Source organism: Brevibacillus fortis (genome assembly GCF_003013395.1).
Classification (GTDB): Bacteria; Bacillota; Bacilli; order Brevibacillales; family Brevibacillaceae; genus Brevibacillus; species Brevibacillus fortis.
Map to the genome: position 1 here is coordinate 18,761 of NZ_PXZM01000002.1, position 25,997 is coordinate 44,757.

21 protein-coding genes are annotated in these 25,997 nt (G+C 48.5%); 1 reads left to right on the plus strand and 20 read right to left on the minus strand.

From position 1 onward, the window contains the following. Positions 1-14: 14 nt before the first annotated feature. The 13 genes from hpt to C7R93_RS01310 form a co-directional block, all read right to left on the minus strand. A complete protein-coding gene (gene hpt, locus C7R93_RS01250) occupies positions 15-554 on the minus strand; it encodes a hypoxanthine phosphoribosyltransferase (RefSeq protein WP_106837112.1) in 540 nt (179 codons plus the stop codon). Further along, positions 551-1,978, minus strand: coding sequence for a tRNA lysidine(34) synthetase TilS (tilS, locus tag C7R93_RS01255; protein ID WP_106837113.1), 1,428 nt, complete (start codon positions 1,976-1,978; stop codon positions 551-553). Before tilS ends, hpt begins: the two co-directional genes overlap by 4 nt. After that, complete coding sequence (locus C7R93_RS01260) at positions 1,950-2,402, minus strand: threonine/serine exporter family protein (protein WP_106657049.1); 453 nt, start codon at positions 2,400-2,402, stop codon at positions 1,950-1,952. Before C7R93_RS01260 ends, tilS begins: the two co-directional genes overlap by 29 nt. Before the next feature lie 5 nt (positions 2,403-2,407). Continuing rightward, positions 2,408-3,157, minus strand: a complete 750-nt coding sequence (locus C7R93_RS01265) for a threonine/serine exporter family protein (protein ID WP_106837114.1) — start codon at positions 3,155-3,157, stop codon at positions 2,408-2,410. A gap of 15 nt (positions 3,158-3,172) precedes the next feature. Continuing rightward, positions 3,173-4,108, minus strand: a complete 936-nt coding sequence (locus tag C7R93_RS01270; RefSeq protein WP_244191417.1) for a serine/threonine protein kinase — start codon at positions 4,106-4,108, stop codon at positions 3,173-3,175. Further along, positions 4,098-4,856, minus strand: a complete 759-nt coding sequence (locus C7R93_RS01275) for a vWA domain-containing protein (RefSeq protein WP_106837116.1) — start codon at positions 4,854-4,856, stop codon at positions 4,098-4,100. Before C7R93_RS01275 ends, C7R93_RS01270 begins: the two co-directional genes overlap by 11 nt. 138 nt (positions 4,857-4,994) lie before the next feature. After that, complete coding sequence (spoIIE, locus tag C7R93_RS01280) at positions 4,995-7,469, minus strand: stage II sporulation protein E (RefSeq protein ID WP_106837117.1); 2,475 nt, start codon at positions 7,467-7,469, stop codon at positions 4,995-4,997. 253 nt (positions 7,470-7,722) lie between these two features. Further along, on the minus strand, positions 7,723-8,073 hold the full coding sequence (locus tag C7R93_RS01285; protein ID WP_244191418.1) for a S1 RNA-binding domain-containing protein: 351 nt from the start codon (positions 8,071-8,073) through the stop codon (positions 7,723-7,725). Positions 8,074-8,114: 41 nt separating this feature from the next. After that, on the minus strand, positions 8,115-8,423 hold the full coding sequence (locus tag C7R93_RS01290; protein ID WP_106837118.1) for an FtsB family cell division protein: 309 nt from the start codon (positions 8,421-8,423) through the stop codon (positions 8,115-8,117). 18 nt (positions 8,424-8,441) lie between these two features. Further along, positions 8,442-9,014, minus strand: a complete 573-nt coding sequence (yabQ, locus tag C7R93_RS01295; RefSeq protein WP_106837119.1) for a spore cortex biosynthesis protein YabQ — start codon at positions 9,012-9,014, stop codon at positions 8,442-8,444. Further along, a complete protein-coding gene (yabP, locus tag C7R93_RS01300; RefSeq protein WP_007726414.1) occupies positions 9,011-9,295 on the minus strand; it encodes a sporulation protein YabP in 285 nt (94 codons plus the stop codon). The genes yabQ and yabP overlap by 4 nt, the downstream gene beginning before the upstream one ends. Before the next feature lie 106 nt (positions 9,296-9,401). Further along, positions 9,402-11,441 carry a copper amine oxidase N-terminal domain-containing protein gene (locus C7R93_RS01305; RefSeq protein ID WP_106837120.1) on the minus strand — a complete coding sequence of 680 codons (2,040 nt, stop codon included), beginning with the start codon at positions 11,439-11,441 and terminating at the stop codon, positions 9,402-9,404. 60 nt (positions 11,442-11,501) lie between these two features. Beyond that, positions 11,502-13,280, minus strand: coding sequence for an SgrR family transcriptional regulator (locus C7R93_RS01310; protein WP_106837121.1), 1,779 nt, complete (start codon positions 13,278-13,280; stop codon positions 11,502-11,504). A 99-nt stretch (positions 13,281-13,379) separates the two neighbouring features. Between C7R93_RS01310 and C7R93_RS01315 the strand changes: the two genes are divergently transcribed. Continuing rightward, complete coding sequence (locus C7R93_RS01315) at positions 13,380-14,660, plus strand: MDR family MFS transporter (protein ID WP_106837122.1); 1,281 nt, start codon at positions 13,380-13,382, stop codon at positions 14,658-14,660. A 33-nt stretch (positions 14,661-14,693) separates the two neighbouring features. Here the strand turns inward: C7R93_RS01315 and C7R93_RS01320 are convergent, their stop codons facing one another. The 7 genes from C7R93_RS01320 to mfd all read right to left on the minus strand — a co-directional run bounded on the left by C7R93_RS01320 (position 14,694) and on the right by mfd (position 25,910). After that, positions 14,694-16,829, minus strand: coding sequence for a GDYXXLXY domain-containing protein (locus C7R93_RS01320; protein ID WP_106837123.1), 2,136 nt, complete (start codon positions 16,827-16,829; stop codon positions 14,694-14,696). Between the two features lie 110 nt (positions 16,830-16,939). After that, a complete protein-coding gene (locus C7R93_RS01325) occupies positions 16,940-17,233 on the minus strand; it encodes an RNA-binding S4 domain-containing protein (protein WP_012683879.1) in 294 nt (97 codons plus the stop codon). Continuing rightward, positions 17,220-18,692, minus strand: a complete 1,473-nt coding sequence (gene yabN, locus C7R93_RS01330) for a bifunctional methyltransferase/pyrophosphohydrolase YabN (protein WP_208637776.1) — start codon at positions 18,690-18,692, stop codon at positions 17,220-17,222. The genes C7R93_RS01325 and yabN overlap by 14 nt, the downstream gene beginning before the upstream one ends. A gap of 27 nt (positions 18,693-18,719) precedes the next feature. After that, complete coding sequence (locus C7R93_RS01335) at positions 18,720-20,366, minus strand: putative polysaccharide biosynthesis protein (RefSeq protein WP_106837125.1); 1,647 nt, start codon at positions 20,364-20,366, stop codon at positions 18,720-18,722. Positions 20,367-20,474: 108 nt separating this feature from the next. Continuing rightward, entirely contained in the window at positions 20,475-21,017 is a 543-nt protein-coding gene (gene spoVT, locus C7R93_RS01340) for a stage V sporulation protein T (RefSeq protein ID WP_106837126.1), read from the minus strand. A gap of 236 nt (positions 21,018-21,253) precedes the next feature. Beyond that, positions 21,254-22,321 (minus strand): peptidylprolyl isomerase, encoded by a 1,068-nt coding sequence (locus C7R93_RS01345; protein ID WP_106837127.1) that lies wholly within the window; start codon positions 22,319-22,321, stop codon positions 21,254-21,256. A gap of 40 nt (positions 22,322-22,361) precedes the next feature. Then, the gene (gene mfd, locus C7R93_RS01350; RefSeq protein ID WP_106837128.1) at positions 22,362-25,910 is read right to left on the minus strand and encodes a transcription-repair coupling factor; all 3,549 of its coding nucleotides are present in this window, start codon (positions 25,908-25,910) and stop codon (positions 22,362-22,364) included. Between the last annotated feature and the right edge of the window lie 87 nt (positions 25,911-25,997).

The following is a 25,997-nucleotide window of genomic DNA, read 5'->3' on the forward strand; positions in this document are numbered from 1 at the left end:
TCTCCACAACAAACCTACTTCGTGTAGACCTCAGGCTTCAAGACACCGATATAAGGCAGGTTACGATAGTGCTCGGCATAGTCCAAGCCGTATCCCACAACGAATTCGTCTGGAACGTCGTAGCCCTTATAGTCTGGTGAAATATCCACCTTGCGACGCTCTGGTTTGTTCAAGAGAGTCACCACTTTTACAGAAGCAGCTTCCCGATGGCGCAACAGCTCTACCAAGCGGCTCAGCGTCAGCCCACTGTCCATGATGTCTTCTACAACCAGCACGTGTCTGCTTTGCACAGATGTATCGAGATCCTTCAAGATTTTCACCATGCCAGAGGACTCTGTTCCACTTCCGTAGCTGGAAACAGCCATGAAGTCCATTTCGCACGGAATGTCCATGTGACGGATCAGATCAGCCATGAAAACGACTGCGCCTTTCAGCACGCAGATAACCAATGGATTTTTATCCTTGTATTCTGCAGCCAGCGTCTTGCCCAATTCTTGAACTTTACCCGCGATATCCTCTTCTGATAGCAAAATCTTCTCGATGTCTTGATTCATGAAAAAACCTCCCGCCAATCTTCTCCAAACTCTACCCGCACGTGTAGAAAACGCCTGGTCTGTCCATTGACAGGCGCTACGGCGGAACGGCGCACACCTGGTACCAAAATCACCTCATCGCCCGCCGTTAAAAGCGGAAGTTTGTCACGCCATGCTCGCGGAAATTTGGCATCAATCAATAAATCCTTCAGCTTCTTTCCATCTGCTGAGCCAAACAGGGTGATGCGGTCTCCAGGTTTTCGGTTACGCAAATACAGCGATCCTGGCAATCGATCGGCATCAAAAACCGCTTCATTCGCCGGGAGTCGCTCCCAATCCATGGGACCTTCCAGGTAAGTAATATGTACCGTGGCCTTGCTCTCGTCGATCCAGGTCACACCCGGAACGGCGAGCTCGTAACTATACGTATGTATGCGATCCTGTCGCTTCCTACGACGAAAAACAATTCGCTCGTACACCCGGTCGACTACCAGGTCATTCGGCAAATGCAATTCCGCAGAAGGGCGACTTCCCCCTAGCATGTGCAAAACGGTCTCCACATGTTGCGAAGACCATTCGGTATGTTTTGAGAGATAACTTAATATTAGAGTAATCATTCTCCTTTGTAAAGCAACGTCACAAGTTTGAAACTTGTCATTGTCCATCAAAAATGCTTCTGGTTTTTTCTCAATGGTTACCTCTTTCAACTGCTCCCGTGCCAGCCTCATTAAAAGCGCTTCGTCCTGACGGATTGCCTCCGCAGTAGCCAAGATATGCTCTCGATACTTGTCATTCACTTTTTCCAATAAGGGCATGACATCGAGACGCAGCAGATTGCGCGTATACTTGCGCGATTGGTTGCTGCTATCTTCACGGGGGACGAGTTGATGTTCCCGACAGTAGCCTTCCAGTTCTTGACGCGTTTTATGCAAGAGTGGACGGACGAGCTCAATAGGGCAATCCGCAAGCATTCTGCGCTTCGGCATCCCTGTCAGTCCTTGCAGCCTGCTGCCTCGCACAAAACGAAAGACAATCGTTTCTACTTGATCGTCTGCATGATGAGCCAATGCCAGCTTGGTCGCTCCTTGCGCGAGACCTACCTCTCGATACAGCCGATAGCGAATATCGCGGCTTGCCTCTTGTCCGCCTAGTCCCGTTTTTTCCATATAAGCGGGAACGTCATACTCAAACAGGTGGAAAGCAACGCCGAGTTCACGACATAGTTTTTCTGCATAGAGCGCGTCCTGCCTTGCTTCTTCCCCGCGAAAGCCGTGGTTCAGATGGACAGCATGCAGCTTCCAATTATACTGGTATTGTTTATTGAGAGAAGCCAATATATGCAACAGTGCGGTAGAATCGTTGCCGCCAGAAATTCCGACAACAATGGTCTCACCTGGAAGCAAAAGCCCCTCGATCTCAATCTCGTTGCGCACGCTTGCCAGCATAACGGGCTCCTTTCCAAATCGTCAGAACCGAAATTCCAAATATAAGTCCAGAAGCAATCGCGCCAGCCACCATCAATGTCTTAGTCGCCTGGGTAATCCCTCCGACATAATCATTGTTCACGAAGGCTAGCATGGCTTTGTAAGCCAACGATCCCGGTACCAGTGGAATGATACCTGCTACGCTAAAATTCGTAGAGGGGACTCGCAGTATAATAGATAAGAGCTGACTGAGCAAAGAGACAGCAGCAGCCGAAACAAACGTGGACAACAAGACCTCAGCACCGTAGATAGGAAGAATGGAGTAGACGAGAAAACCGACCACTCCGGCAAAACCACCCGCTACGATTGTTCGAACCGGCACATTGAACAGCACACACCACGCTACTGAAGAGGCGAAGCTAAGCGCCAATCCTTGTAACAACATCGTACTCACCTCGTAAACGAAAGAATAATGGCTGTGGCTACCGCTACGGAGACAGCTGTCAGCATGGCTTCTACTCCGCGTGAAACACCTGCAACTAAATCACCAGCCATCAAATCCCGAAGCGAGTTGGTGATGGCGATCCCCGGAAACAACGGAAGCATCGCACCAATAATAATGATGCTTAAAGGCAACTGTGGAAAGAGCGTCACGCTCAACAACGCGAAAAGCCCACCTAATAAAGCGGCGGAGAACTCCGTAAAAAACTTCATCCGGACAAACTGTTCTAAATATTCCTGGCTCAGGTTCACAATCAACCCGGCGATCGCTGAAGGAACCAGACTGCTCCAATCTCCCCCTGCAAGCATAGAAAAGGAGCCGCTGGCCGTAGCGGCTGCTAGATGCTGCAACCATTTCGGATAAATCTGCTTTTTTTGATCGATCTCACGCAGCGTCCGATAGGCTTGCTCCAAATTAATTTTCCCACCGACAAACTGTCGGGAAACATCATTCACGAGCGTAATTTTATTGAGGTTGGTCGTACGTTTTGGGGTACGAACCATTCTTGTATGATCCAGTCCACTGCAACGAAAGGACAGGATGATGCTCGTGGGCGTAGCGGAGCTGTTGACGTCATCCATCCCCGCAGCCTTTGCAATCAATGCCATTGTCTCTTCCGTCCGGTATGTCTCTCCACCGTTTTTCAAAATAATCGAGCCTGCCAACAAGCAAGTATCCATCACCAAATCTGAGGACACGAACCGTCACATCCTTCACATAAACCATGCGTAATACAAAGTGCCAGCCAATAGGAGTAACGAGGCGACAAAAAGACCGCTGATGCCCGCCCCTGCGTTCCCTCTCGGCCGCGTTTTCTTTTGCGGCTTTTGTGCTTTGGCAACCATACTATCTCGCAAGATTGCCAACAGCTCCGCTCGCATTTCTTTCGCGGTCGCAAACTTACCGTGAAACGCCTTCACTAAAGGCTCCCGGTAAGGATACAGGCTGTCACTTTTTCGTATTATATCACAGAGCAATACCGTGTGACGTGGGTCACCAAGGCTGTTTTTCCACGTTTGGGGTCCAACTGTCAGACGTACCATCATCACGGCTGTGGAGAACAGGTCATAACTTACTTCAGCCCTTCTATCACCTGCATGCCAAAAAGCTCGATCGTACTCTTCTGTAAACTGCCGAACGGCGTTGCCCAACTTGGTCACTCCACCAAAATCAATCAACCGTACCTGCTTGTCCGATTGGGTAACCATCACATTCTGCGGTTTCAAATCACCAAAAATATAGCCATGCTGGTGTAATACATCCAGACGCGCCAGTAATTGAACCATCATCACGGCCACCCAGTCCGTACCCTCTTGTTGGATATATTCATCCAATTGCAGGCCTTGAAGATACTCCATGGCATAAAACGTACAGGCCTTCCCGTTTACGACGAGATCGTCCACGTCGCACAGGAGCGGTCCCACTTTGGAATCCCGCCCCTGCTGTGTGCTTTTCAACACATTCACTTCCATTAAAATGTCCATGCCTTCCACACCGACCTTAACCGCGCGCTGCACGCCGCCTTGGGATACCAAGTACACGGTCCCGTTTGCACCACGCCCCAACTCCCGTAAAACGTGGTACGATTTTTTGTTCCATTTGCCTGTAAAGTGCTTGGGCAGGTCGGGGGTGGCTGCCTTAAAAGACATGGTCACGCAGCATTCCGTTCGAGTCGTCCTCTTCTTGGTCTGTGTAACGCTCTTGCAGTGAGCGTGGGAGCTTATCCTGCTCAAACAAGGCAATTGCCTCTACGATGGCGGGCCCAGTAGGGGTAATTCCGCTCATCGCCAAATCACTTGTAATTTGATGGGCCTGCTCAACCTTCTCTGTCCACGAAATGCGGATATCGAGATGCTTTTGTTTCCCCGGAAATGAACCGACTGCCATTCTGCTTTGTCCACTCCGCGAATGCAGACTGATACTAAAATCGTGTATCGCTTGCTGAACAGCCGACAGCTTTGGCTTCATACTTCCTGAGGTATCGACCAGCATCACGACGTTCAAGCTGCTTTTTTCACCGAGCTCGTCAACCATCCCGGCAACCTGCACTCTTTTATCAGGTGCCAGCTCCTCTATTCCGGAATCGCCCAAAATCTCTTTTAATTCTTTATTGACCACTTGATGAATGGTGCGCGTCATTGCCTTTCGCGTCAGCATCTGTACCGTTTGCGCAAGCTGCTGGGGGTACACGATGTCGCAGAGTCCACCGCCAGCTTCCGCGATATCCCTGATTTCCTTCTCCCCTTTTTCTCCCAACTCACTCTTATCGATTACGCCAATCACATTGACCGTAATCCCTTGCTCCCGTGCCAGAGCTGCCGCAGCAACGGGACTCATCCCCGAGTTGGAGCAGCCGTCTGTCACTACCAGTATTTGACGAAGTGTCGCTTCTTTCACAATAATCTCCCCATTCGATCTGTTTTTAATCCCTCAACTGTCGTTGAGGTTCCCTGTTCTGTGCAGCGACTGTACATCTGCTCACTTCGCAGGGTATTTTTAGCAACAGTATCGACGGGTAATGGAGAAAACATACTCCTAACTCACAATCCGTGGGCGTTCGAGCTTCTCCATCCCATGCACAGCAATCGCAGCCCACTGCGGTACAAAGCGGTCAATTCGCGCCACCAATACGGTCATATCATCGACAATTTGTCCGGAATGCTGGCGAATGACTTTTTCCAACAGTAAATCAGCGACCTCTTGTGGATCATTCGTCTCCAGTTCACTGATGATTCGTTTCATCCACGCTTGCCTGTTCTCAATATGTCGCGGAGCCTCGTAGATGCCATCGGACATCATTACAAGCAAATCACCTGGCTTGAGCATACGAGATACGACATCCACCTCGATTTCTTCCAAAATCCCCACTGGCAGGTTGTTGGCCGTGATCGTGATGACATCTTTATTTCTTTTGACAAAGCTCGGGGTGGAGCCGATTTTTACAAAACGGGTATGAGCTGTTTGCAGATCAATCAGAGCCAAGTCCACTGTCGCGAACATTTCTTCCTTGGAACGCAGGGCGAGAACTGAGTTAACGGTTTTGATCGAAATTTTTTCGTCCATGCCAGAACGCAAAAGCTGCTGGAGCATATCGAGGGCGGACTGACTCTCTATGGATGCCCGCTCGCCATTTCCCATTCCATCGCTGATCGCCAGCGCCATTTTTCCATTACCCAAATCCATCGTGCGGAAGCTGTCACCGGATAGTAGCTTGCCGTCTTTGGCCGCACCTGCGACCCCGATATCGATCTCATACGTTTTGGCGGAAGCAAGGCACATCGTGCATGAACCATCTTTTTGCGCTTCACAATGCCGCTCGCGAACTACAATGTTTTCTCCCAAAATCTCGGTGAGCATGGGAGCCACGATCTTCGCGCATTCATCGCGGCCATAGCAAGTCGGCTGACTGATTTCGATATCGACCTTCCCTTCTTCCAAGCTGTGTATTTCTACGCGGCGAACCGACAGACCCAAGCCCTCCAATGCTTGTGAGACCTGCTTTTCCTGAAAGCTCAGCTCCATGCCCTCCCGTTGTATTTCCCGGGCAAAATCACTCATGACACGAGAGACTCCCGATAGCTGGTCAGCTACGAGCATCCGGCTTTCCTTTACTTGCTTTTTCAGTTGGTCAAACGATTGCTGACGATCGTATTCCTGCTCCATCACCGTCATGACCTTTTCGGTTTTGACACACTTGCGCTCCCAATCACGCGGCGGAGTCACACCGGCCAAGGTACCGTGCTCGTACACTTTTTCCATTAAAAAGCGCATTCCCTCATAGGTCGATTGCGTATCTTTTTCCCAGCATTGTTCTTTTTTCCAGCATTTCTGGCAGGTGAATTCAGATACGCGACTGAGAAAGGCATCGGCCTGTTCTTCCATTTCTTCAGGATCGGCTGTCTGGGCAAAGCTATGGGAGAGTTGCGTAAACAGGTCGGAGAATTGCTGGATTTTGCCCGCTGTCACATCACGGACTCTGCGCATGTATTCTTGATGGGATTGTAGATTCTCGGGAGTCCCGGGGATAAATCGGGCTACTTTTTTCCAAAGAGCAGCAGGGGTCAGAATGAAGAGCACAATCGCTAGAGAGGTTTCGATCAAGGAGTAGTAGAGTGTCTCTTCTGCTCCACCGTAAATCGCAAGAATAGCCGTACCAATCAACAAGCCTGCGGATACACCCACTTTGCCGCCTTCCTTCAGCAAGCCTGCCAGAAGACCGGAGAAAGCGAGCAAATTGATTTGTAAAAGCGCACTCACATTAGCCAGACTGAGGATGAGACCCGTAACCACACCAACAGCCGCACCGATCGTGCCACCACCGACAAAAGCAAAGACGAGCAGCAAATAGCGTGTAAGTACATGCTCCATCGAAATGCCTTCGACCATCCAATCCACAGTACCTGTCATCAAGGAGGCCAGTAAAATGACTAACGAAACGATCTCTTCATTTTTGAGAGGCTCATAGGGTTTCGCCAAATGAATGATCGATAAAGACTGAATGAAGATGAGCGTTAGTACGAAACCAAGAATCGCTTCTACTGCGACCATTACGAGCTCGTAGGTCGTTACCTGGTTGGTCAGAACCGCATACAACAGACGGCTGATGAAAATCGTCCCGACGACCAGCAAAGGCGTCCGTGAAAAATCTTTCTTGCGCATTTTATTCATCAGTTTGCAGGCAAACAAGGCAAGGATCACGCTCAAGGCGGTTTCCAATCCAACAGGCACTGACTGGGTAAACGCCCCGATAATAAGAGCCATCCCCGTGACAAGCAAACAATCTCGACGAATATAAAACATGACAATGAAATACGGTATAGCAAAGGGAGTTAGCTCTTCCACGATCAGAGCTCGTCCCAATAAGAAGCCCATGAGGATGGGGAGAACATTCCACTTCTCTATGAAATCTGCTACTTTTTCTCCCCACGTCTGGGCAGTGGTACCCATTCGATCGGACACTTGCCGCGTCCAAGCCTGTCCGGCCTGTGTTACGTTTTTGTTCGCAATCATTTCGCTCCACCCCGTTCTTGGTCAATGTGTTTCTCCATTATACGGAGGGGGCATTGTAAAATTTGTCAAAAATCCAATGAATATTCACAGAATCGTGCGACAAATTCAGTAACGCAAATGGACAAAAAAAACCGACGTTATGGCGGATAACGTCGGCTGACAGGTGATTCGCGCTTTGCGAAACGGGCTTAGGATACTTTATTCGTCAAGACATTGAAATGACCTTCCTACTTTTACAGTCAAAGTGCGCTTTTCATAAAAAAAGAAAAGTCATAATTTTCCGAATCAAAAAGACTGACCGCGACCCTTTTTCTCTACGCTTTTCTTCAAAGCCTTCACTTCGCTCCCGCTGATAGCGGGGTGGCCGTTCCTTTTCCATTGTTTTTTTGATAGAAAGCCCGATCTTGCCTTCACGGAGGCTGAGGACTTTTACCTTTACCGTGTCTCCTACTTTTAAAAATTGATGGATATCCCGGACATAGACGTCAGCAATTTCACTAATATGCACCAGTCCGGTCACATTGCCCGACAGCTCAACAAACGCTCCGAATTTGGTGATACCCGTGACTTTCCCTTCCAGTATGCTCCCGACCTCGATCTCCATGACGTGGAATGCCTCCCTCTCGTTGAAGATCAGCTGTATATTTAATCTGGAATGATATAGATGCTTTCGCCCTGCTTGGTAAACAATATCCGCTTGCGGACCAGCTCTGCCAAGTACTCCTGATCGTTTAGCCGGCTTGCCTCATATGTCAGATCCTCTTGCTTTTGCTGCAAGACCGCTGATTCTTGCTTCAGGGCTCCCAGCTCTGTCTCTTTCTTGGACAACTCGCCACTTTGCAAGAACAAGGTATAGCTAGTCCAGACGAAAAAGCACAGGATCACAAAGAAAAAGAGACGCATTCTCCTTCTCTGCCCTTTTCGGTTAATGGAAGAGGTTCTTGCTTCCTTCATCAGTACGCCACCTCGATTCTACTCCCGCTTTCTCTTTGAGTGAAACCAATTCTTCCAATTGGTCCAAATTCCTGTTGTTTTTCCGTACATTTTTTTCCACAAATGTTGACCCCATCTGGCAAAAGGAGAGGTGACAAAACGCGTCACTTTCCACAAAAAGCCGAGGATCGCGAGCAACACGGAATACAAAAATGCCAGCACCATGATGATCACTCGGATAAGAAAAAGCACAGGACGTACAAGCAGGGTGTCTATAATTTTTACGACCGTACGGTAAAACCACTGACAGAATTTTATCACGCGGTGCAAGAAAAGGATATACTTCTTACTACCTAATAAGAAGTACAGCCACGCGCCAAATATCATTCCAAAAAATATGGGAAACCGAATAATCCCGTCGTTCACTTTCACCAAAATCAAGAAGACAGCGCCCATACTGCCGACCCAAAAAAGGATGTCAAAGAAAAAGACCAACCAGAGTGGCAGCCTGGCTTTGCCCTTAAATACATGGTACGTATCGAATCCCATACCCATAAGTGCACCACACGTCGACATGGCAAATACCGTCTGCAACTGGATGACGATATTCACTTGAATAACTTGCCGAAGAATCCTCTCGATCGATCGCCAGCCTGCCCTTGCTCCAGATAGGCCATCTCGTGAACAAGCCCCTCGATCGCTACTTCTCCGGTTTCCAGACTCAGATTTTTCATATGCAGGTTCTGGCCTCGTATAGTTAAAAAGCCGCCGTCCGTCTCCAAGAGGAATTCTTCGCTGTCAAAGCTTTCGACGTTTTTTACTCCCGATATCGCTAAGCTGCGACGATTAATCATCACGACTTCATGGCGTGGCCGTCTCGTGTGATCGTTCATGACTACTCCCTCCTCACGTACCCTTCTTGTACTATCCTATGGGGAGGGATGTCCTGATAGAACAAAAAAACCCCCGTATGAATACGGGGGTTTTTCCAGACTATCCTTACTTGTAAACGGTGTAGTTCCCGTTCACATAGATGATTTTGTAACCAGTACGCTCCGTGATGGTTTTAAGAGGCAGGGTAGGAACGTTGTTTTTCAGCTGAACCGCTGCAGGCAGCGTTACATTTTGGCCATTGATGTTCACCACGTTTGATCCGACCTTGAATTGCATGACCGTATTGCCGCTCACAACTTTTGCAGTTGTTTTGGTGTAGCTGATCGAAAACCCGAGGGCATCACGGAAAAACGTAGTTGGCATCAGCGTGTTGCCATTTACGGTATACGGTGCCACTGCGAGTCCGGTTGTTTTACCAGCCTTCGTAAAGGAAGCGACGTTCTGCTTGAAGCTCACGCCATTCAGAGTCACGATGGTCGCCGGACGAGAGAAGAGCAAGCCTCTCTCCTCGGAGTTGTAGACACCAATGTTGTACACACCTGGCGTAGCCGGATTCACAATGCCAGCTGTCTCAGCGATATTGACCTGAGCTGCTGTTTTTGCCGGAATATCCTGGGCAGGGATAATAATCAGATTTTGTCCGCGTACACCAACAAAGCTAGCGGCCACACCGTTCACCGTTACTGTGTTCGCTGGCAAGTAGGCTGGAACACGGAAGCCAACTGGGAGTACGACTTCGATGAAGCCTTGATTACGAACAATCGGAGCACCCATCGCCTTGATACCGATTGAAATACCAGCAGGAGTAGAGGCAGTCGCTCTCGTCAGCCCAACCGTTGCCAATGTATTATCCACCGCAACTGGAGGAGTCACTCCAGTAACTTGAAACTCCTTCGACTTATAGGTCTTGTTGTCAATTTTGGCCGTCACAGTATATGTTCCCGCTGTTTTCGGAGTGGTCAAGTAGCCTTCGAATGCAAACTTGATGGTCGCGCGATTCGTGCTACTGAATCCGTAAGGCGTGCGGAAATAAACCTTATTCCCCAACACACTTACATTCGTCACTTGAGCACCATTGACAGTGACACTATTGCTGGTAAGAATAGGTGGAACGGTTACCCCACTTGGGAATTCCACCTCGATCTCTGCGTTCGCCCCCAGCTTGGAGGATAGATCCACATCAAACGTATAGCTCGTACGCGCTCCCGCTGAACTGTCCGACAAAGAAACAGTGAATGGCGTATTGCTTGTGTTTGTAATCTCTACATCTTTTGACTTGTATTCCTTGCTGTCATATTCCACTTCATACGTATAGTACTTGTCTGGCTTGGATGGGTTTACAATCCCCGCGGAAGAGGTAAACTCCAGCTTTATGTAGCTATCTCCGTCTGCACCACTCGGAATCTCAATCCGAATCGAGTCGTTGTCGAGAATCGAGACATAATCAGGTTTGTACCCGTTTACCTTCACATCAGATTTGCTGATGCTCTTTGGCAGCATGTCCTTGGAAGGAAAATTGACGTAAATGTATTTGCCCTCTTTCAGCGTGCTTTTCGAGGAGAGATTGAATTTTCCTAGTGTTAAGGAGATGGCGTCCTCGGCATTTTTACTGCTGTGGGAAGCCTCGAAGTCGCCCTTGCTGCTGCTGCTGCTACTGCTGCTGCTTGAAGACTTGGTGATCGTAATCTTGTCGCCCTTGTAGCTGGTCTCTGCACTTGTTTTTACTTCGATTTCGTAACTACCCTTGTCTTCCGGGTTGGTGATATTATCAATCGTCAGTATTAGTACAGTACCTTTTTTGATCTTTTCATCGATTTCGACCTCAACCACATTTTTGCTTACGTATACGTTGTCGATTGAAATCTTGTTTTTATCGTCATCTTTTAGCGTGACATCCGATGTTTTCAATTTTTTATCCACCGAATATTCGGTTGGGAATCTAACGAAAATACTGTCACCTGATGATAGGTCCTTATTGATTTCAAACTCAATCGTATATTCTGTTTCCTCATCCACACCTGTATCGTCTGCAGAAACATCCTCAATAGAGAGAGCATAAGCCGCTTTTGGCTCGAGCATCAGTGGACTAGCCAATACCGCGGTGGCCAGCAGCACCGAGATCCCTTTGTTTACGCTTTTATTCATCGGTAACGCCTCCTTCTCTACAATTCCCTACTATGATAGGAAATGTTCGGCAGGAAAGGGTTACAGACTGGTAACGAACGATTTTACCCATAACTTGGAAAAGTCGATCCACCCAAACGAATCGACCGCAATTCCTTGCAAGGCGGGATGGTAGTGATCAATGCGTTTCGTATGGTACAGAAAAAGCAACCACGCCTCATCTCTAAGTGTATCCTCCATTTTTTCCAAAGCCCGCATGCGGTCTCTACTGCCTTGCAGCTGAAGAATTTCTGACATCCGCTCCTCAACAATCGCCAGCCTGTCATCATCTAAAAACCGGTGAATCATCGAGCATTTGTTTTTGTAAATCTCAATTAATCCCATCTCGATATCTCGCTGCAAGACTTCCCCCATCATAGCCATTTCAGCATGGTGTTCGGCATAGCACGAAAAGAATTGGTCTTTCGTGATAGGCTTCAATTCGAGTCGAATGCCAATCTGCTGACATCTTCTCTGAAACCACTCAGCTTCTTCCCGGACTTTTTTCACGTCACTGAAACACAGAAAAACAGGCTCCCCCTGATATGCGCTTTTTTTCAGCCATTCTGCTGATTCTTCTATGGTATGCGCGGCAAATTGCATACGTTGGCTTCGCTCTGGCAAAAAGCTTCCGGCAGGCGTAAACGTCTCTTTTTTCAGGTCTCGAATCATTTGTACGGGGTCGATCAGCAGTTTGATTGCCTGGCGAAAATCGAAGTCGTGCTGAATACCGGGCTTTCGAAAGTTGAAGTTCACATAGTGACAGCCTACCTCTTGAACCTCCAAAGATTTGCTATCCTCTTCCGTCGCCTCATCCTCAGCCAGTGAGAGTTGATACCGTTGCTTCGAAGCACTTGATCCCGGTACTCGCCAGATTTCTACCCGATCCAGAATCGCCCGCTCCCGATAATAGTCGTCGAACGCTGCCAATACCAACCGATCCTCTGTAAATTCGATCATCCGAAACGGGCCTGTCCCCACAATCGCAGACTCCGAAAAAGGCACATCATGCGGCAAGATCGACATCCCGATGCAAGATACCAAATGCAAGAAAAAACCGTTCGGCTTATGTAGATGAAAAGTAATCGCTCCGTCATTTCGCTGTTCGATCCAATCGATATCGTCCACTTGCCAACGATACGGAGAATCCAGCTCAATCAGCCGCTGAACGGTATAGGCTACGTCTTCTCCTGTCAGTACACGACCGTGGTGAAAGCGAACTCCTTTTCGTAAATAAAAGGTCCAAGCACTCCTATCCATATTGCTTTCCCAAGCGTAGGCTAGCTGGGGTTTAAAATCTTGTGTAGCCAAATCGAAAATGACGAGCGTATGGCAGATTTGCTGGATAAAATGACTCTCCGCCGCTACTGCTACGAATGCGGGGTCAATGGTTGAAAAAGCTCGTTCACGTGGAATACGTAAAATCTCCTGACGCCTCTTATCGTTTTCTTCCGCGATAAATCCGAATTGACTATCCCACGTTTCCTGCAAAAGCCGCTTCGCACCCACAGGCAAATTTTTATGATGCAAAAGCTCCACTGCTTCCCTAACGTTCCCGTCCATCAATAGCTTCTGAAAGTAACTGGTCAAAAAGTCAGTGATATCACAGAGAATCGTGAGTGTAGAATGATTCCCCCGTCCTACCCCTGCCTTCCATAGAAGAAGACCCTCACTCTCCCATTTGCGCAAAATCAATTTTACATTGCGGGGCGTACAGCACAGAAGCTGGGACAGCTCCTGTATGCTGATCTTTTGTTCGCGACCCTTCTCCCATTCGGATAGCCCGAGTAGCATCTGCATAAAGTGCTCATTGCTTTTCATAAGGCATCTCATTCCTTAAAAGGTGAAATTCATAGAGGAATCTTACCCTTTTTCTTCTCCTTTTCATAGCTACAATTGGAAAAAAAGGAGGTCCTCCCCATGAGCTTTTCTCAACTACATCCCAACATCCGTATTCGCATCGTGACTTCCTTTCTGACACGTCTGGTTGGAAATATGATCTTCCCGTTTATGGCCATCTACTTTTCTGCCAAGCTCGGTCCAGCTATAACAGGGCTCTTGTTAGTCCTGGCCGTATGTGCACAAATCTTGATGGGCTTCTACGGCGGCTACTTGGCTGATCGGTGGGGCAGAAAAAAAGTGATGGTATACGGACAATGGATTCAATGCTTCGCTCTTTTCATCATGATGGCAGCGAACTCCCCGTGGCTCGATTCTGCTTGGCTCACGTTTGTTATGATGCTCGTCCAGAATGCGAGTAACGGAATGATCAACCCCGCCGCAGATGCGATGCTCATCGATGTCAGTACGAAAGAAAACCGAACGTATATGTACGGAATCAACTATTGGTCCAACAACTTATCAATTGCGCTAGGTTCCGTAGTGGGAGGTCTCTTGTTTGCTACCCATCGTTTCGAACTGCTCCTCACGCTTACCGCTATCAGTTTTTTCACACTTGTGATCATTTCCTTATGCCTCAAGGAATCATACCAGCCGAAGCCAATGAACCCTGTCAGAACGGGGACAGGTATCTTACGGGATATGATCGCAAGCTACAAGCTAGTAATGACTGACCGTCGTTTCATCCTCTTTTCACTAAGCGGCCTACTCATCTTTGCACCAGAATTTCAAACACCTAACTACATCGCTATCAGGCTTTCTCAAGAGTTTACCCCGCAGAGCTTTAGTTTGTTTGACTGGTTTTCTGTTGAACTGACTGGCATCAAAATATTCAGCCTGATCCAGCTCGAAAACACGCTGCTCGTGGTATTGTTCTCCCTTGCTGTCACCAAGCTCATCGGGCATTTGAAGGAAGCTCCTGCCTTGTATATAAGTGGGCTGATGTATATTGCCGGTTACTCGCTGATCATGTATAGCAACTCCCTTATTGTTATCCTGGTCGCGGTGCTTATAAGCACGTTGGGCGAGCTGATTCACGCTCCCATCCGCCAAACCTATCTGGCACAAATTGTAAAAGATGATTTGCGTAGCTCCTACATGGCAGTGAATGGACTCGTTGTGCCCGGCGCACGGATCATGGGCGCAGTCGGTATCACTTTGGGAGCTGTCCTTCCTTCCTATCTAATGGCACTCCTCATCTTTTCAATGGGGATCGTAGGCGTTACCCTCACCCGCTCGATTGTGTTGCAAATGGATTTCAAAGAGCGTTTACTTCCTCACGCAAAAGAAGCTGCCCGATGACACAGGCAGCTTCTTCTTTAGTAATGTCAATGTCTACTGGTTCGACAGGCTCTCCAAGATGGCATCGCCTCTCTCGCCAATTTTCACGATAGCGTATTTGGCATTCCGCTCCATTTCAAGTCCGGTTCCTTCTGGGACAAAATAGCTTTCTATGCCGTATTCCACTCGGTTGCTACCGATTGTGTTTCCATTAATCACCACATCCGATGACTGAGGCTCGTAGGTACGATTCCATTGACCTTCAATCTCATAAAAGCCACTGTAGCTGTACAAGCCATTTGCTTGTTGGCGGAGTACAACGCGAATCTTCTCACCAGATTCAATATCTTCTTGGTCCAGTGTAGATATGGTGTAGCCAAGTATGACGTAATCACCTTGTAGCAGCGAACGCGGATCAATTGGGACCAGCTCCAGCTTCACCGTTTTTCCATTGGCCAGGATCGTCTCACTGCTCCATACTTGATAGCCAATCAAAACAAATTGCAGCAAAATGACAGGAAGCAACACAAGCGCTTTTCTCGTAAAAATGGAAGGCTCGCTATTCGGCCACTCGATTTTCGACCTTCGATCCCACCAAAGGGTAGCGATGAAAAACACCAGGCTGAGCAGAAGCAGGCTCAGTGACTTGTGCAGCAAGCTCCATAGCATGTCGTAGTACTTCATGAGGAGAAAAGCAAACCAGAAACCGAGCACGATTCCGAATCTCACCCGATTTTGCTGATGCAATGTCCGGTACAGCAAATACGTGCTGAATAGGAAAAAAGCCAAATTCACTACCACATTTCCGGCAAGCGATTGGGAATATTCCTCTGTCAGGATCAAAAGCGAGAGTAAGGCGTACACCAACGAGCTGTTTTGCAAAACGACTGGCAATTGCTTCACGTAATGCATCACCAGCTGCGTAACGAATAGGATCAGCAGTACATACTCAAAGGAAGGCAAGTACTCATCCAGCTTCGTAGCCAACACGGCTAAAAAAGTCAGCTGTGTTAACAGCCTCGCCGGAATGGCAGGGACGGATATCCACACGTATACAAGCACCAACAGGAAGATGATCCAGTAAGGTCCCTCTAAAAAGAGAACCGAACCGACACCCAGAATATACCCCATCGTGAGCAGTGTATAACGCACCGTTGCATTCATCGTGCGAATAAACAGTACGGGACCTAAAAAACCGATTAAGGAAAGGAAAAACAGAAAATCAATAACCCTTTCGTCTTCCATGATCAGAAAAAGCAGGCCTGCTAACGAAATCGCTCCAATGGATGCGGCAATGGTCGTGACGAGAACCGTGAATGCCTCTTGGAAAAACACAACCCATTTGCTTTTTTGATGAGCAGATTCCTTGCGCAGCCAATTAATCCCTACAACTGCTCCCCAAACGATGAGTACGGTCAGCAGCAGCATCAAAACAAAGAAGCCCTCTGAGAAATAAATCACCATATAGGAAATGAATTTAATGAGAACAAACAGCGAGAGCAGCGAGGCCGTCACAATCAGAAACCCGCGACTTGGCACCCATTTTAAAAACGTGACAAACAGGATCCCGCCCGTCAGGACATATAACAGCTCAGGGAGCGGACCATACACTTCGGTGAAGGATGAACCGAAAAGACTGACGGAAAACGTTAGAAACGATAAGTAGTAGATCGGCTTGGAATGCAATTTCCCCGTAGAGGTTAGCCAGAACAAGATGATATTTCCCAAGGCAATCAACCAATACATCATGAACCACCACACGTCCTCACGAGTGACGTGGATGACAGACGGATCGAGGAAGAAATAAATAGCCAAATGAGCGAGAACATAGCTGGTGACATAGAATGGCTGATAGCGCGTGAAAATCGCAAACAGCAAATTCGGAATGAGCCATACGACGAACAACATATAACTGTCCGCATGAGAGTTGTATATTTGCCCCAACAATGCCACACTGATGCCAAAAGCCAAGCTTCCAGCCACCAGAAGCCAGTTACTCAAAAACGAATGTCGTTTGACGAAACTGAGTCCATAGGATAACAAATAAAAAAGAACGAGGATCGCCACACTAACGCCGATCTTTTGTTCCCTGGCCATAAGCGACCAGTTCGAAGCAAAAAAGTACATAACAGATGATAGCAGTAGCGAAATGGCCAAAAAGTAACCCGTTCGAACACCGTTTTGTTGCATGCAGCTCACATCCCTTCGAAAATGCCTTGAGGTACTCTCATTATATCCTTCGATTGGAAAAAAAGCCTAAAAAAAGACTGCCAACTCGGCAGCCTCTTTTCGCTCGCGCATTACCCTTTGAGGTAGGCGTCTTCTTCTTTTTCATCACGCGGAACGGGAACCTCACCAATGACGGTATACAGCGAAGCCGCTTCTTCCTTGCGTGGGTTTTCCTTGATGTCCTCTACTTTTACAGACACGATTTTTTGTCCGAAACGGATCGCCAGCTTGTCGCCGATTTTCACGTTACTGGATGCCTTTGCAGGGCGATCGTTGATTTCCACACGCTGTTTGTCGCACACTTCTTTGGCGAGTGTGCGTCGCTTGATCAGTCGAGACACTTTCAAATATTTATCGAGTCTCATGTTTGGCTTCCTCCCACCATTTGTCCATCTCTTGCAGGTCCGTCTGCTCAAAAGTATGGCCCGCCTCTTGCAGCTTGCCTTCAATATAGGAAAAGCGCTTCTTGAACTTGTTGTTGGTCAATGCGAGGGCTTCCTCCGGATCAAGCTTCAGGAAGCGCGCAAGATTGACCACTGCAAAAAGCAAATCACCAAGCTCGCCAGCGCGTTCTTCATCTGATGCTTCTTGCAGCTCGCGGTACTCCTCTTCTACCTTTTTGTACACATCTGCAATATCGTCCCAGTCAAAGCCGACTTGGGCTGCTTTTTTCTGTAGCTTATACGCATACATCAGGGCTGGCAAATCGCGCGGTATTCCCGCCAACTGTGATTGAACCGTTACATCGATGCCTTTTGCTGCTTTTTCCTGTGCTTTGATTTCCTGCCAATTCGCCAGCGCTTCCTCGGAATCATTCGCGCTCTTTTCCCCGAATACGTGTGGATGGCGGCGAACCAGCTTCTCATTCAATGTCGCGACAACATCATCTACCGAAAAATATCCGTCTTCGGCTGCCATCTGCGAATGCAGCATGATTTGCATCAACAAATCACCCAGCTCTTCACACATCGCGTCTGGATCATCGTCGTCGATCGTCTCCAAAACCTCGTACGTCTCTTCAATCAAGTTTTTGCGAATGCTTTGATGTGTTTGCTCGCGATCCCACGGGCATCCATCCGGACTGCGCAGGATCGCAACGATCTCCTTCAAGTAGGAGAATTGGCGGTACGATACCTTCTCGTCCTTCGTCGGCGGTACATACACCAGAGACAAATTCCCGAAATGATCGAGTCTGTCCAGTTCATACAACGGCACTGTCTCAATTTTTTCTTGCCCCGCTACCCCTACAGCTGTTGCTACCGTCACCTCGTAATCGTCCGGCAACACTTCCATCAAGGTCAGCTTCACATCAGAGGCCACAAAAGCATCGTACACTTGTGCGATAATCGTATGCAGACCCGGTGATACTTGATGAGCAGCGAGCGCGGTCCCATCCAGCAAAGAGAAGCCCTCGATCGGGTCGATATGTAGGCGGGCAAACAACGGATCGATAAAGCTCTGTCCACCGCCAATTTCGATCTCCACGCCACGGTTTGGTCCCTCAGCCAACAATAGCTGCACGGTACGTTCCGCCACCAAAGGATGACCAGGCACGGCATAGACAAGACTGCCTGCTTCGTTTACCCGTGAAAAAAGCCGCTCTACAATATCGGTGTACACATCGGAAAACGCATCGTGCTGCTCATACACATCATCAAAAGACTCAATCGCGATTCCCTCTGCGATCAACTCGGCTACAACCGGATGCTCTTTTGTGCGCAAATAGAGCTGTTTGGCTGCTTTAAGCGTACGATAGATGCCATAAGGGAGCTGGTCCAAATCTCCGGCACCAAGACCGACTACGGTAATGGTCTTATTCTTCATTTCCACTCGTCACGCCTCCTTTTCGTTCTATCTCGCTTTCTCCGCAGGGAGGAGCTTATATTTCGTTAACAGCGAAGCAATTCGCTTTCCTTTTGGCAAAAATTGAATATCGTTTCTCGTGAGTCCACCCGTTTTCAATAGCGCCAGTAAATAGACCAATGCTCCAGAACCGACAGCAATCAATCCGACCAGCGTATGGAACAAGCGATTCGAAAGTCCGGCACTGCCAAGCACCGTATTAGCGAGCCACTCCACAATTAGCACGACAATCGACATCACCACAACGGAAATGAATGGCTTTTTCACCGTTTGGCGCAATCCGATGTGTGCTCCCGTGTATTTGCTTACCGCAAGAACGTTCAGTCCCATAGCGACCAAATAAGCTAAAACAGTGGACACTGCCGCACCAGAGATACCCCAGAACGGAACGAGCGCCAGATTGAGGATGAGCTTCACCAATACACCAATAAACAGGTTGCGGGCAGGTCGCATTACACGTCCCAAGCCTTGCAAAATCCCTGCGCTGGCAATACTCACCGTGGCGAAAATAATCGTGAAGGATTGTACAGCGAGTGCCTCGGTACCGTTGCTGTCTCCGTAGAGCATGACGTTGATCGGCTCCGCCAACAGAGCAAGTCCAAATGAAGCAGGCAATCCCAATAGGAAGGTCAGTCGAATCGCTACTTCGGAACGATGAGCAATCAGTTGATGCTGGCGCTGGGCAACAGCTTCACTGATCGCAGGCACTAATGCCAGCGACAAGGACGTGGCAAAAAACGTACCAAACTGAATGAGTGGCTGACCACGGTCAAACGCACCCTTCAAAAGCTTTGCCAAATCCTCCGGAGTCCCGCTCCATTGCAGCATATTGACGACGGTCATCGAGTCTACAAGCGGAACAAGCGGCAAAACCAGTGCGCCCATACAAATCGGAACGGCATAGGTCAAGAGATGACGTAATATTTGACGATTGGTCCACGAATTCGCTGCCGATTGATGAACCTGATTGGTGGACAGCTGCCCCAGCTTCTTGTCCCCTCTCCAATACCAAAGCAAGACGAGAATAGCAGCAATTGCCCCTGGAAAAGCAGCAAAAACGGCACCTGTACCAGCCAGGTACGGGTCTTGATACACGTTCATCGCCCAGAATGCAGCGACTAAGATAAAAATCACGCGAATGAACTGCTCAGCAACCTGAGAGACGCCAGTCGGCATCATATTTTGATGCCCCTGAAAATAGCCTCGCAAGATCGCAACCATCGGCACCAACGGCAGTGACCAAGCTACAGCTCTGAGCGGGGTAATCAAATGCTCATCACCCATCATACGGGCAATAATAGGTGCCCCTCCATATAACAGTAAGAAGAAAAAGATCCCGAAAACGACCAGCGATATACTGGCTACCCGAAAGGCCCTGCGCGCCCCGATCGCATCCCCGACAGCGACGCGCTCTGAGACGATCTTGGAGATGGCGATGGGAAAACCCGCCGTCGCCAGAATCAACAACGTGGTGTACAGCGGGTATACTTGCATATATACGTACAAGCCGATATCTCCGGCAATGTTTTGGTATGGGATGCGGTATACAGCGCCTAAAAGCTTGGAGACAAGACCGGCAATTCCAAGTATCGCCGCGCCTTTCACAAATTGAACGGAAGCCTTTTCTTGAGCCATGTGCGTGAAATTTCTCCTCTCCAACCTAAAACTTTGTTCATTATACCACAAGGCCATAGGCACAAGAAAAACAGCCCCGGGGTACGAGGCTGTTTTTGCTGAGCTATCTTACTGCTCCATCTGTTTTGCCAGGAAACCGGCCGCTGTTTCCGACATTTTGATCTCCAAATCACTCATCTTGGTTGACTCGTTTTTGTTGAGGAGGATCACGGACCCGATTGGATCGCCTCCTGCAACAATCGGTGCGATGACGAACGAGCCCATCGTCTCGTTCATATCACGACAAATTTCATAAGAGCCTGCGTTTTTCTCCAGTCGTGTTTTTCTTTCCTCCAAGCATTTCTCGACAATACTGCCAATTGCTTTCTCCAAGTATTCCTTTTTGGAGGCACCTGCCACTGCAATGACAGTATCCCTGTCTGAAATCAGTACGGTATGATTCATGCTTTCATACAAAGAGTCGGCGTACTCTTTTGCAAAATCACCCAACTCTCCAATCGGTGAATACTTTTTGAGAATGACTTCTCCGTCACGATCCACAAAAATCTCAAGCGGGTCGCCCTCACGAATGCGCAGTGTACGACGAATCTCCTTAGGAATCACGACCCGACCGAGGTCGTCAATTCGACGAACGATACCAGTTGCTTTCATGTCTTGTTGCCTCGCTTTCCCGTAAGAAGTGGGTTGTGAATAGATGGTGGTTGGTTAGTTGTATTTTTTCCTCAAATTCTAATTTTAACTATGGGTGATGGCATTAATTTTTACCAGTTGCTTCAATTACTCTCCCCCGGGTGGTAGCGAGTGATAATAGTATTTGCCCATGTTTGCAGAATATGCGAGAAAACGAAAAAACAGGGAAACGAATTCCCTGTTTTTCTTCGGACTTCTTATTTCTTCTCCGCTGCATCGTTTTTGGACTGCGGAATGTTGAATTTCGTAATGAGCTTGTCCAGCTCGTTCTTGGCGAAATTATCGTAGGCTTTCTCCAAAGAATTCGCGCGGAGCTCTTCTTTCATCTCATCAAAGGTCTTTTCTTTGCGATTCTCGACCTTAATAATATGGTAACCAAAATCAGTTTTTACTGGCGGGCCTACTTCACCAACTTTTTGATTCAGGGATGCCTCTTTAAATTCTGGTACCCATTGCGTTACATCCGCATTTTCGTACAAGCCGCCGGACTGCTTGCTGCCTGGGTCATCTGTGAACTCTGTTGCCAGCTTCGCGAAGTCTTCACCCTTTTTCAGGCGCGCTACCAAGTCGTTGGAGAGTTTCAACGCCTCTTCTGGTTTGCGCTTTTCGGTGGAGATCAGGATGTGGCGAACAGAAGCAACTGTACGGGAAGCTTTGTCCATCGAATCATAGGTTTGCTTCAGCGTAGCATCGTCGATATTCTTTTTCATCACATTGATGGACTGGTTGATCAGGTCCATCTGATTGACGATCATGTCCTTCGTTACGCCTTGGCCTTCCATGAGCTTGTTGAACTGAGCTTCATCTTTGCCCAAAAAGCCCATGTACTGCGTTTTGATTTTCTCGAAAGTTTTCTCAGCGAGTTCTTTGGACTCTTTTTTCATGGCATCGTCAGAACGGCTAGCCAAAACCTTGGTAGCTGTATACTCACGCGCAAAAGCTTTCAATGAATTGCTGTCAGCAATTTCAATCATGGTACCTTGTTGTGGGTTCATGAAGTTAATGACACGCAGAAACTCTTCGAACTCTTGTCCTGTGACAGTTCCTCCCTGATACTCCACAATGACCGCTTTCTGGTCTGCTGAGTAAGGCAGAGTGAGTTTAGGGAATTGTACCAAAGGATCGTTAGCAGCTTGATTGCCGCCATCTGTCTGATTCGCTGGAGTTGTTGGATCTTGTTTCGCTTCTTCTGCTTTTCCGCCGCAACCAGTCATGAGTGCCACGACCAGAACAGCCGAAGATAGAATCGCTACTGAACGTTTCATAAATAAGGTTCTCCCTTCCCGGGCAAGCCCATTTTGTCAGTTAAGACACAGGGCTCTCCGTACCAGTGTCTCTTCGCACCTGGTGAAATTGACGCAGCAGCTTTTCAACCAACTGCACGCCCTCATCTTCTTTTAACCCCTTTACTTTAACAGCAATGGTGATCTGTTGTCCACCCGACAGCCCAACCCTCTTGCTCCAGTTACTGGTAAGCGCAAACAGAGCTCCACCATCGATGTTGTTGTTCTGACTAGGGTGCAGGAACAATTTAATCTCGTCCGGATTCTTTTGGCTAATTTCGGTGATGTGGTGTTTCAAGGCATAGACACGCAAACGAGAAATGGTCAAAAGATTGTCAACCGGCTTCGGAACTGGTCCAAAACGGTCTAGCAGCTCCTCTGCCAAGTCGTCGACGTCTTCCAATGTAGACACCGCGACAAACTTTTTGTACATCTCGATTTTTTGTCGGCTGTCCGTAATGTACATCGACGGAATATAGGCATCCAGTTGCAGATTGATCTCCACAGGTGTGACAATTTCGTGTTTGACCTCGCCTTTCAGCTCATCAATGGCCTCTTTCAGCATCTGGCTGTACAAATCGAAACCGACCGTATTAATAAAGCCATGCTGCTCCGCGCCCAGTAAATTACCTGCTCCACGAATGGACAAGTCTCGCATCGCGATCTTGAAACCAGAGCCGAGCTCGGTAAATTCCTTGATGGCTTGCAGACGTTTTTCCGCTACCTCTGTCAGCACCTTGTCCCGTTGATACGTAAAGTAAGCGTAAGCAATTCGATTGGAACGACCTACACGTCCACGCAACTGATACAGCTGGGACAAGCCCATTTTGTCCGCATTGTAAATAATCAGCGTATTGACGTTCGGGATGTCCACCCCGGTCTCAATGATCGTCGTGCTGACCAATACGTCAAAATTCCCTTCCAAGAAGTCGAGTATGACGCCTTCCAGCTCGCTCTCGTTCATCTGCCCATGCGCCACAGCGATGCGCGCGTCAGGAACGAGCATAGAGATCTGCTCCGCCATCTGTTCAATTCCTTGTACTTGGTTGTAGAGGAAGAACACTTGCCCATCACGAGCCATCTCGCGCTCAATCGCTTCGCGAACGAGAGCAGGGCTGTAATCCATCACATAAGTCTGCACTGGAAAACGATTTTCTGGCGGCGTTTCGATAACAGACAAATCACGCACACCGAGCATCGACATGTGCAGGGTACGTGGAATCGGCGTAGCCGTGAGTGTCATGACATCCACATTCGTTTTGATCTGCTTCAGCTTTTCCTTGTGACTCACACCGAAGCGCTGCTCCTCATCTACGATTAACAGACCGAGCTCGCGGAATGTCAGATCTTTGGAAAGCAGACGGTGCGTACCGATGACGACATCGACTGTGCCTTCCTTCAATCCTTTTAACGTGGCATTCTGCTCTTTGCGCGAACGGAATCGACTCAATACCTCCACGCGGATCGGATATTCCGCAAAACGCTCACGGAACGTCTCGTAATGCTGCTGAGCCAGAATCGTAGTTGGAACCAAAACGGCTACCTGTTTTCCGTCCATGACAGACTTGAAGGCAGCACGAATCGCAACCTCTGTCTTCCCGTAACCCACGTCCCCACATACGAGGCGATCCATCGGACGTTTGCGCTCCATGTCTGCTTTGACTTCCGAAATCGCGCGGAGCTGGTCTTGCGTTTCCTGATACGGGAACATCGCTTCAAATTCACGCTGCTCTGTCGTGTCGGGAGAGAATGTATGACCGACAGCCGCTTCGCGGGCAGCGTACAGCTTGATCAAATCTTCCGCAATATCCTTTACAGACGACTGGACTTTATTTTTGACCCGTTTCCACTCACTGCCGCCCAAGCTGTAAATCTTCGGCTGAGCTTCTTCGCTCGCCACGTACTTCTGCACATGGTCGATTTGATCAATCGGAACAAACAGACTGTCCCCTGCTGCGTATTGAATATGAAGGTAATCTTTATGAATTCCGAGAATTTCCTTGGTTTCAATTCCAAGGTATTTTCCAATCCCGTGATTCACGTGCACGACGAAATCACCAGGCTTGAGCTCGAGGTAGTTTTTGATACGCTCCGCGTTGTTCATCGTCTGTTGAACTTTGCGTGCCTTGCGCTGCTTCGCTGTAAATACTTCACCCTCTGTGATGACTACCAGCTTGTTTAATGGCAGCTCGAAGCCTGTCTGGAGGTTCCCTAAAATGATCGTAGGACGCCCCGGAGGTACTGTCTCCACTGCTTCTGTTAAAACATCTGCTTCCATTTCGTAGTCATGCAGGACACGCTCCAGTCGCTTTGCACGCTCCAAATCAGCTGCGACAAAGACGATCTGATCCTGCGACTTCTTCCAACGAGCCAACTCTGTTTTCAACACATTCATCTGTCCATGGAAGTTTTGCATGGTACGACAAGTCAGATTTACGATGTTTTGCGGCTGGGTCTTCGGTGATTGTCTCAAAAACAGGGAGAGGTAAACGATCTGCCTCTTTTTCGTCGACACGATCTCGTCGTACGTGCGCGACAGGCTGAGATTGGACATATATTCGCCCTGGATGATGCGTCCTGTCAGCCATTCCCCTTCTTCTTTTTGCAACTGCGCTGCCGTATCCAACACACGGGAAGGCTCATCAACGATCAGCAAGGTATCGGAAGGCATATAGGACAATAATGTATCACCAGTCGGGTAAATGACGGAGATGTACGAATACAGATGTGCAAAACGCTGTCCTTGCTTCATTCTCTCTGCATCAGACCCGATTCGCTCCATCACTTTTTCCTTGGCAGCCCCATCCTTCAAATTGGCGATGGTTTCCCCAAGCTTTTGTTCTAAGCGAACAGCCGATTCCTGCAACAACGGAGTCGAAGCGATCATTTCTTTTGCCGGACCGAGAATATAAGTCTGAACGGATTCCAATGACCGTTGGGAGAGCATGTCAAACGTACGAATCGAGTCGATCTCCACATCAAAAAGCTCAATCCGCACCGGCCACTCCGAATCGATCGGATACAAGTCGATAATGCCGCCGCGAATACTCATTTCTCCCTTGCGCTCGACCATGTCCACTCGCTCATAGCCAAGCTCAATACATCGGAGCAAAAAGGACTCGATATCGAGCTCATCACCAACGGATAGCTGAATCTGTGCTTCCTTCCATACATGCGGGGGAACGACCAAGCGACGCAAGCCAGCAAAAGGTGCAACCAAAAAACCCGTAAAGCCTTGGGCCAGACGGTTGAATACATGAATTCGCTGCGCCAGCATTTCTGGGCTGGCAATGGCAAGCTCAGAGCCAATCAGCTCATTACCGGGATAAAGCAACACCTGATCAGAGGGAACCAACTCGATCAAGTCTTCGTATACTTTTTGTGCTTGGTACATGTTATGCGTCACTACGCAGACCGGACGATCTGACATTTGTTGTAATGACGCCATCAATACTTGCCGGGCGGAACCTGCTAAGCCAGAGACAAGCTGCTCATGTAGCCCCTTCTCCAAACCAGCCACGATTGTCCCGACATTCGTGTCCTGTTTCATCGGGTTAATGATGACTTGCATTCACTAATCCCCTCTCTAATTCTTCTATCAACTAAAATCAGAGCCTCGCTTACGTTCACAACAACCGTAGGTCAGCCATGCGAAAAG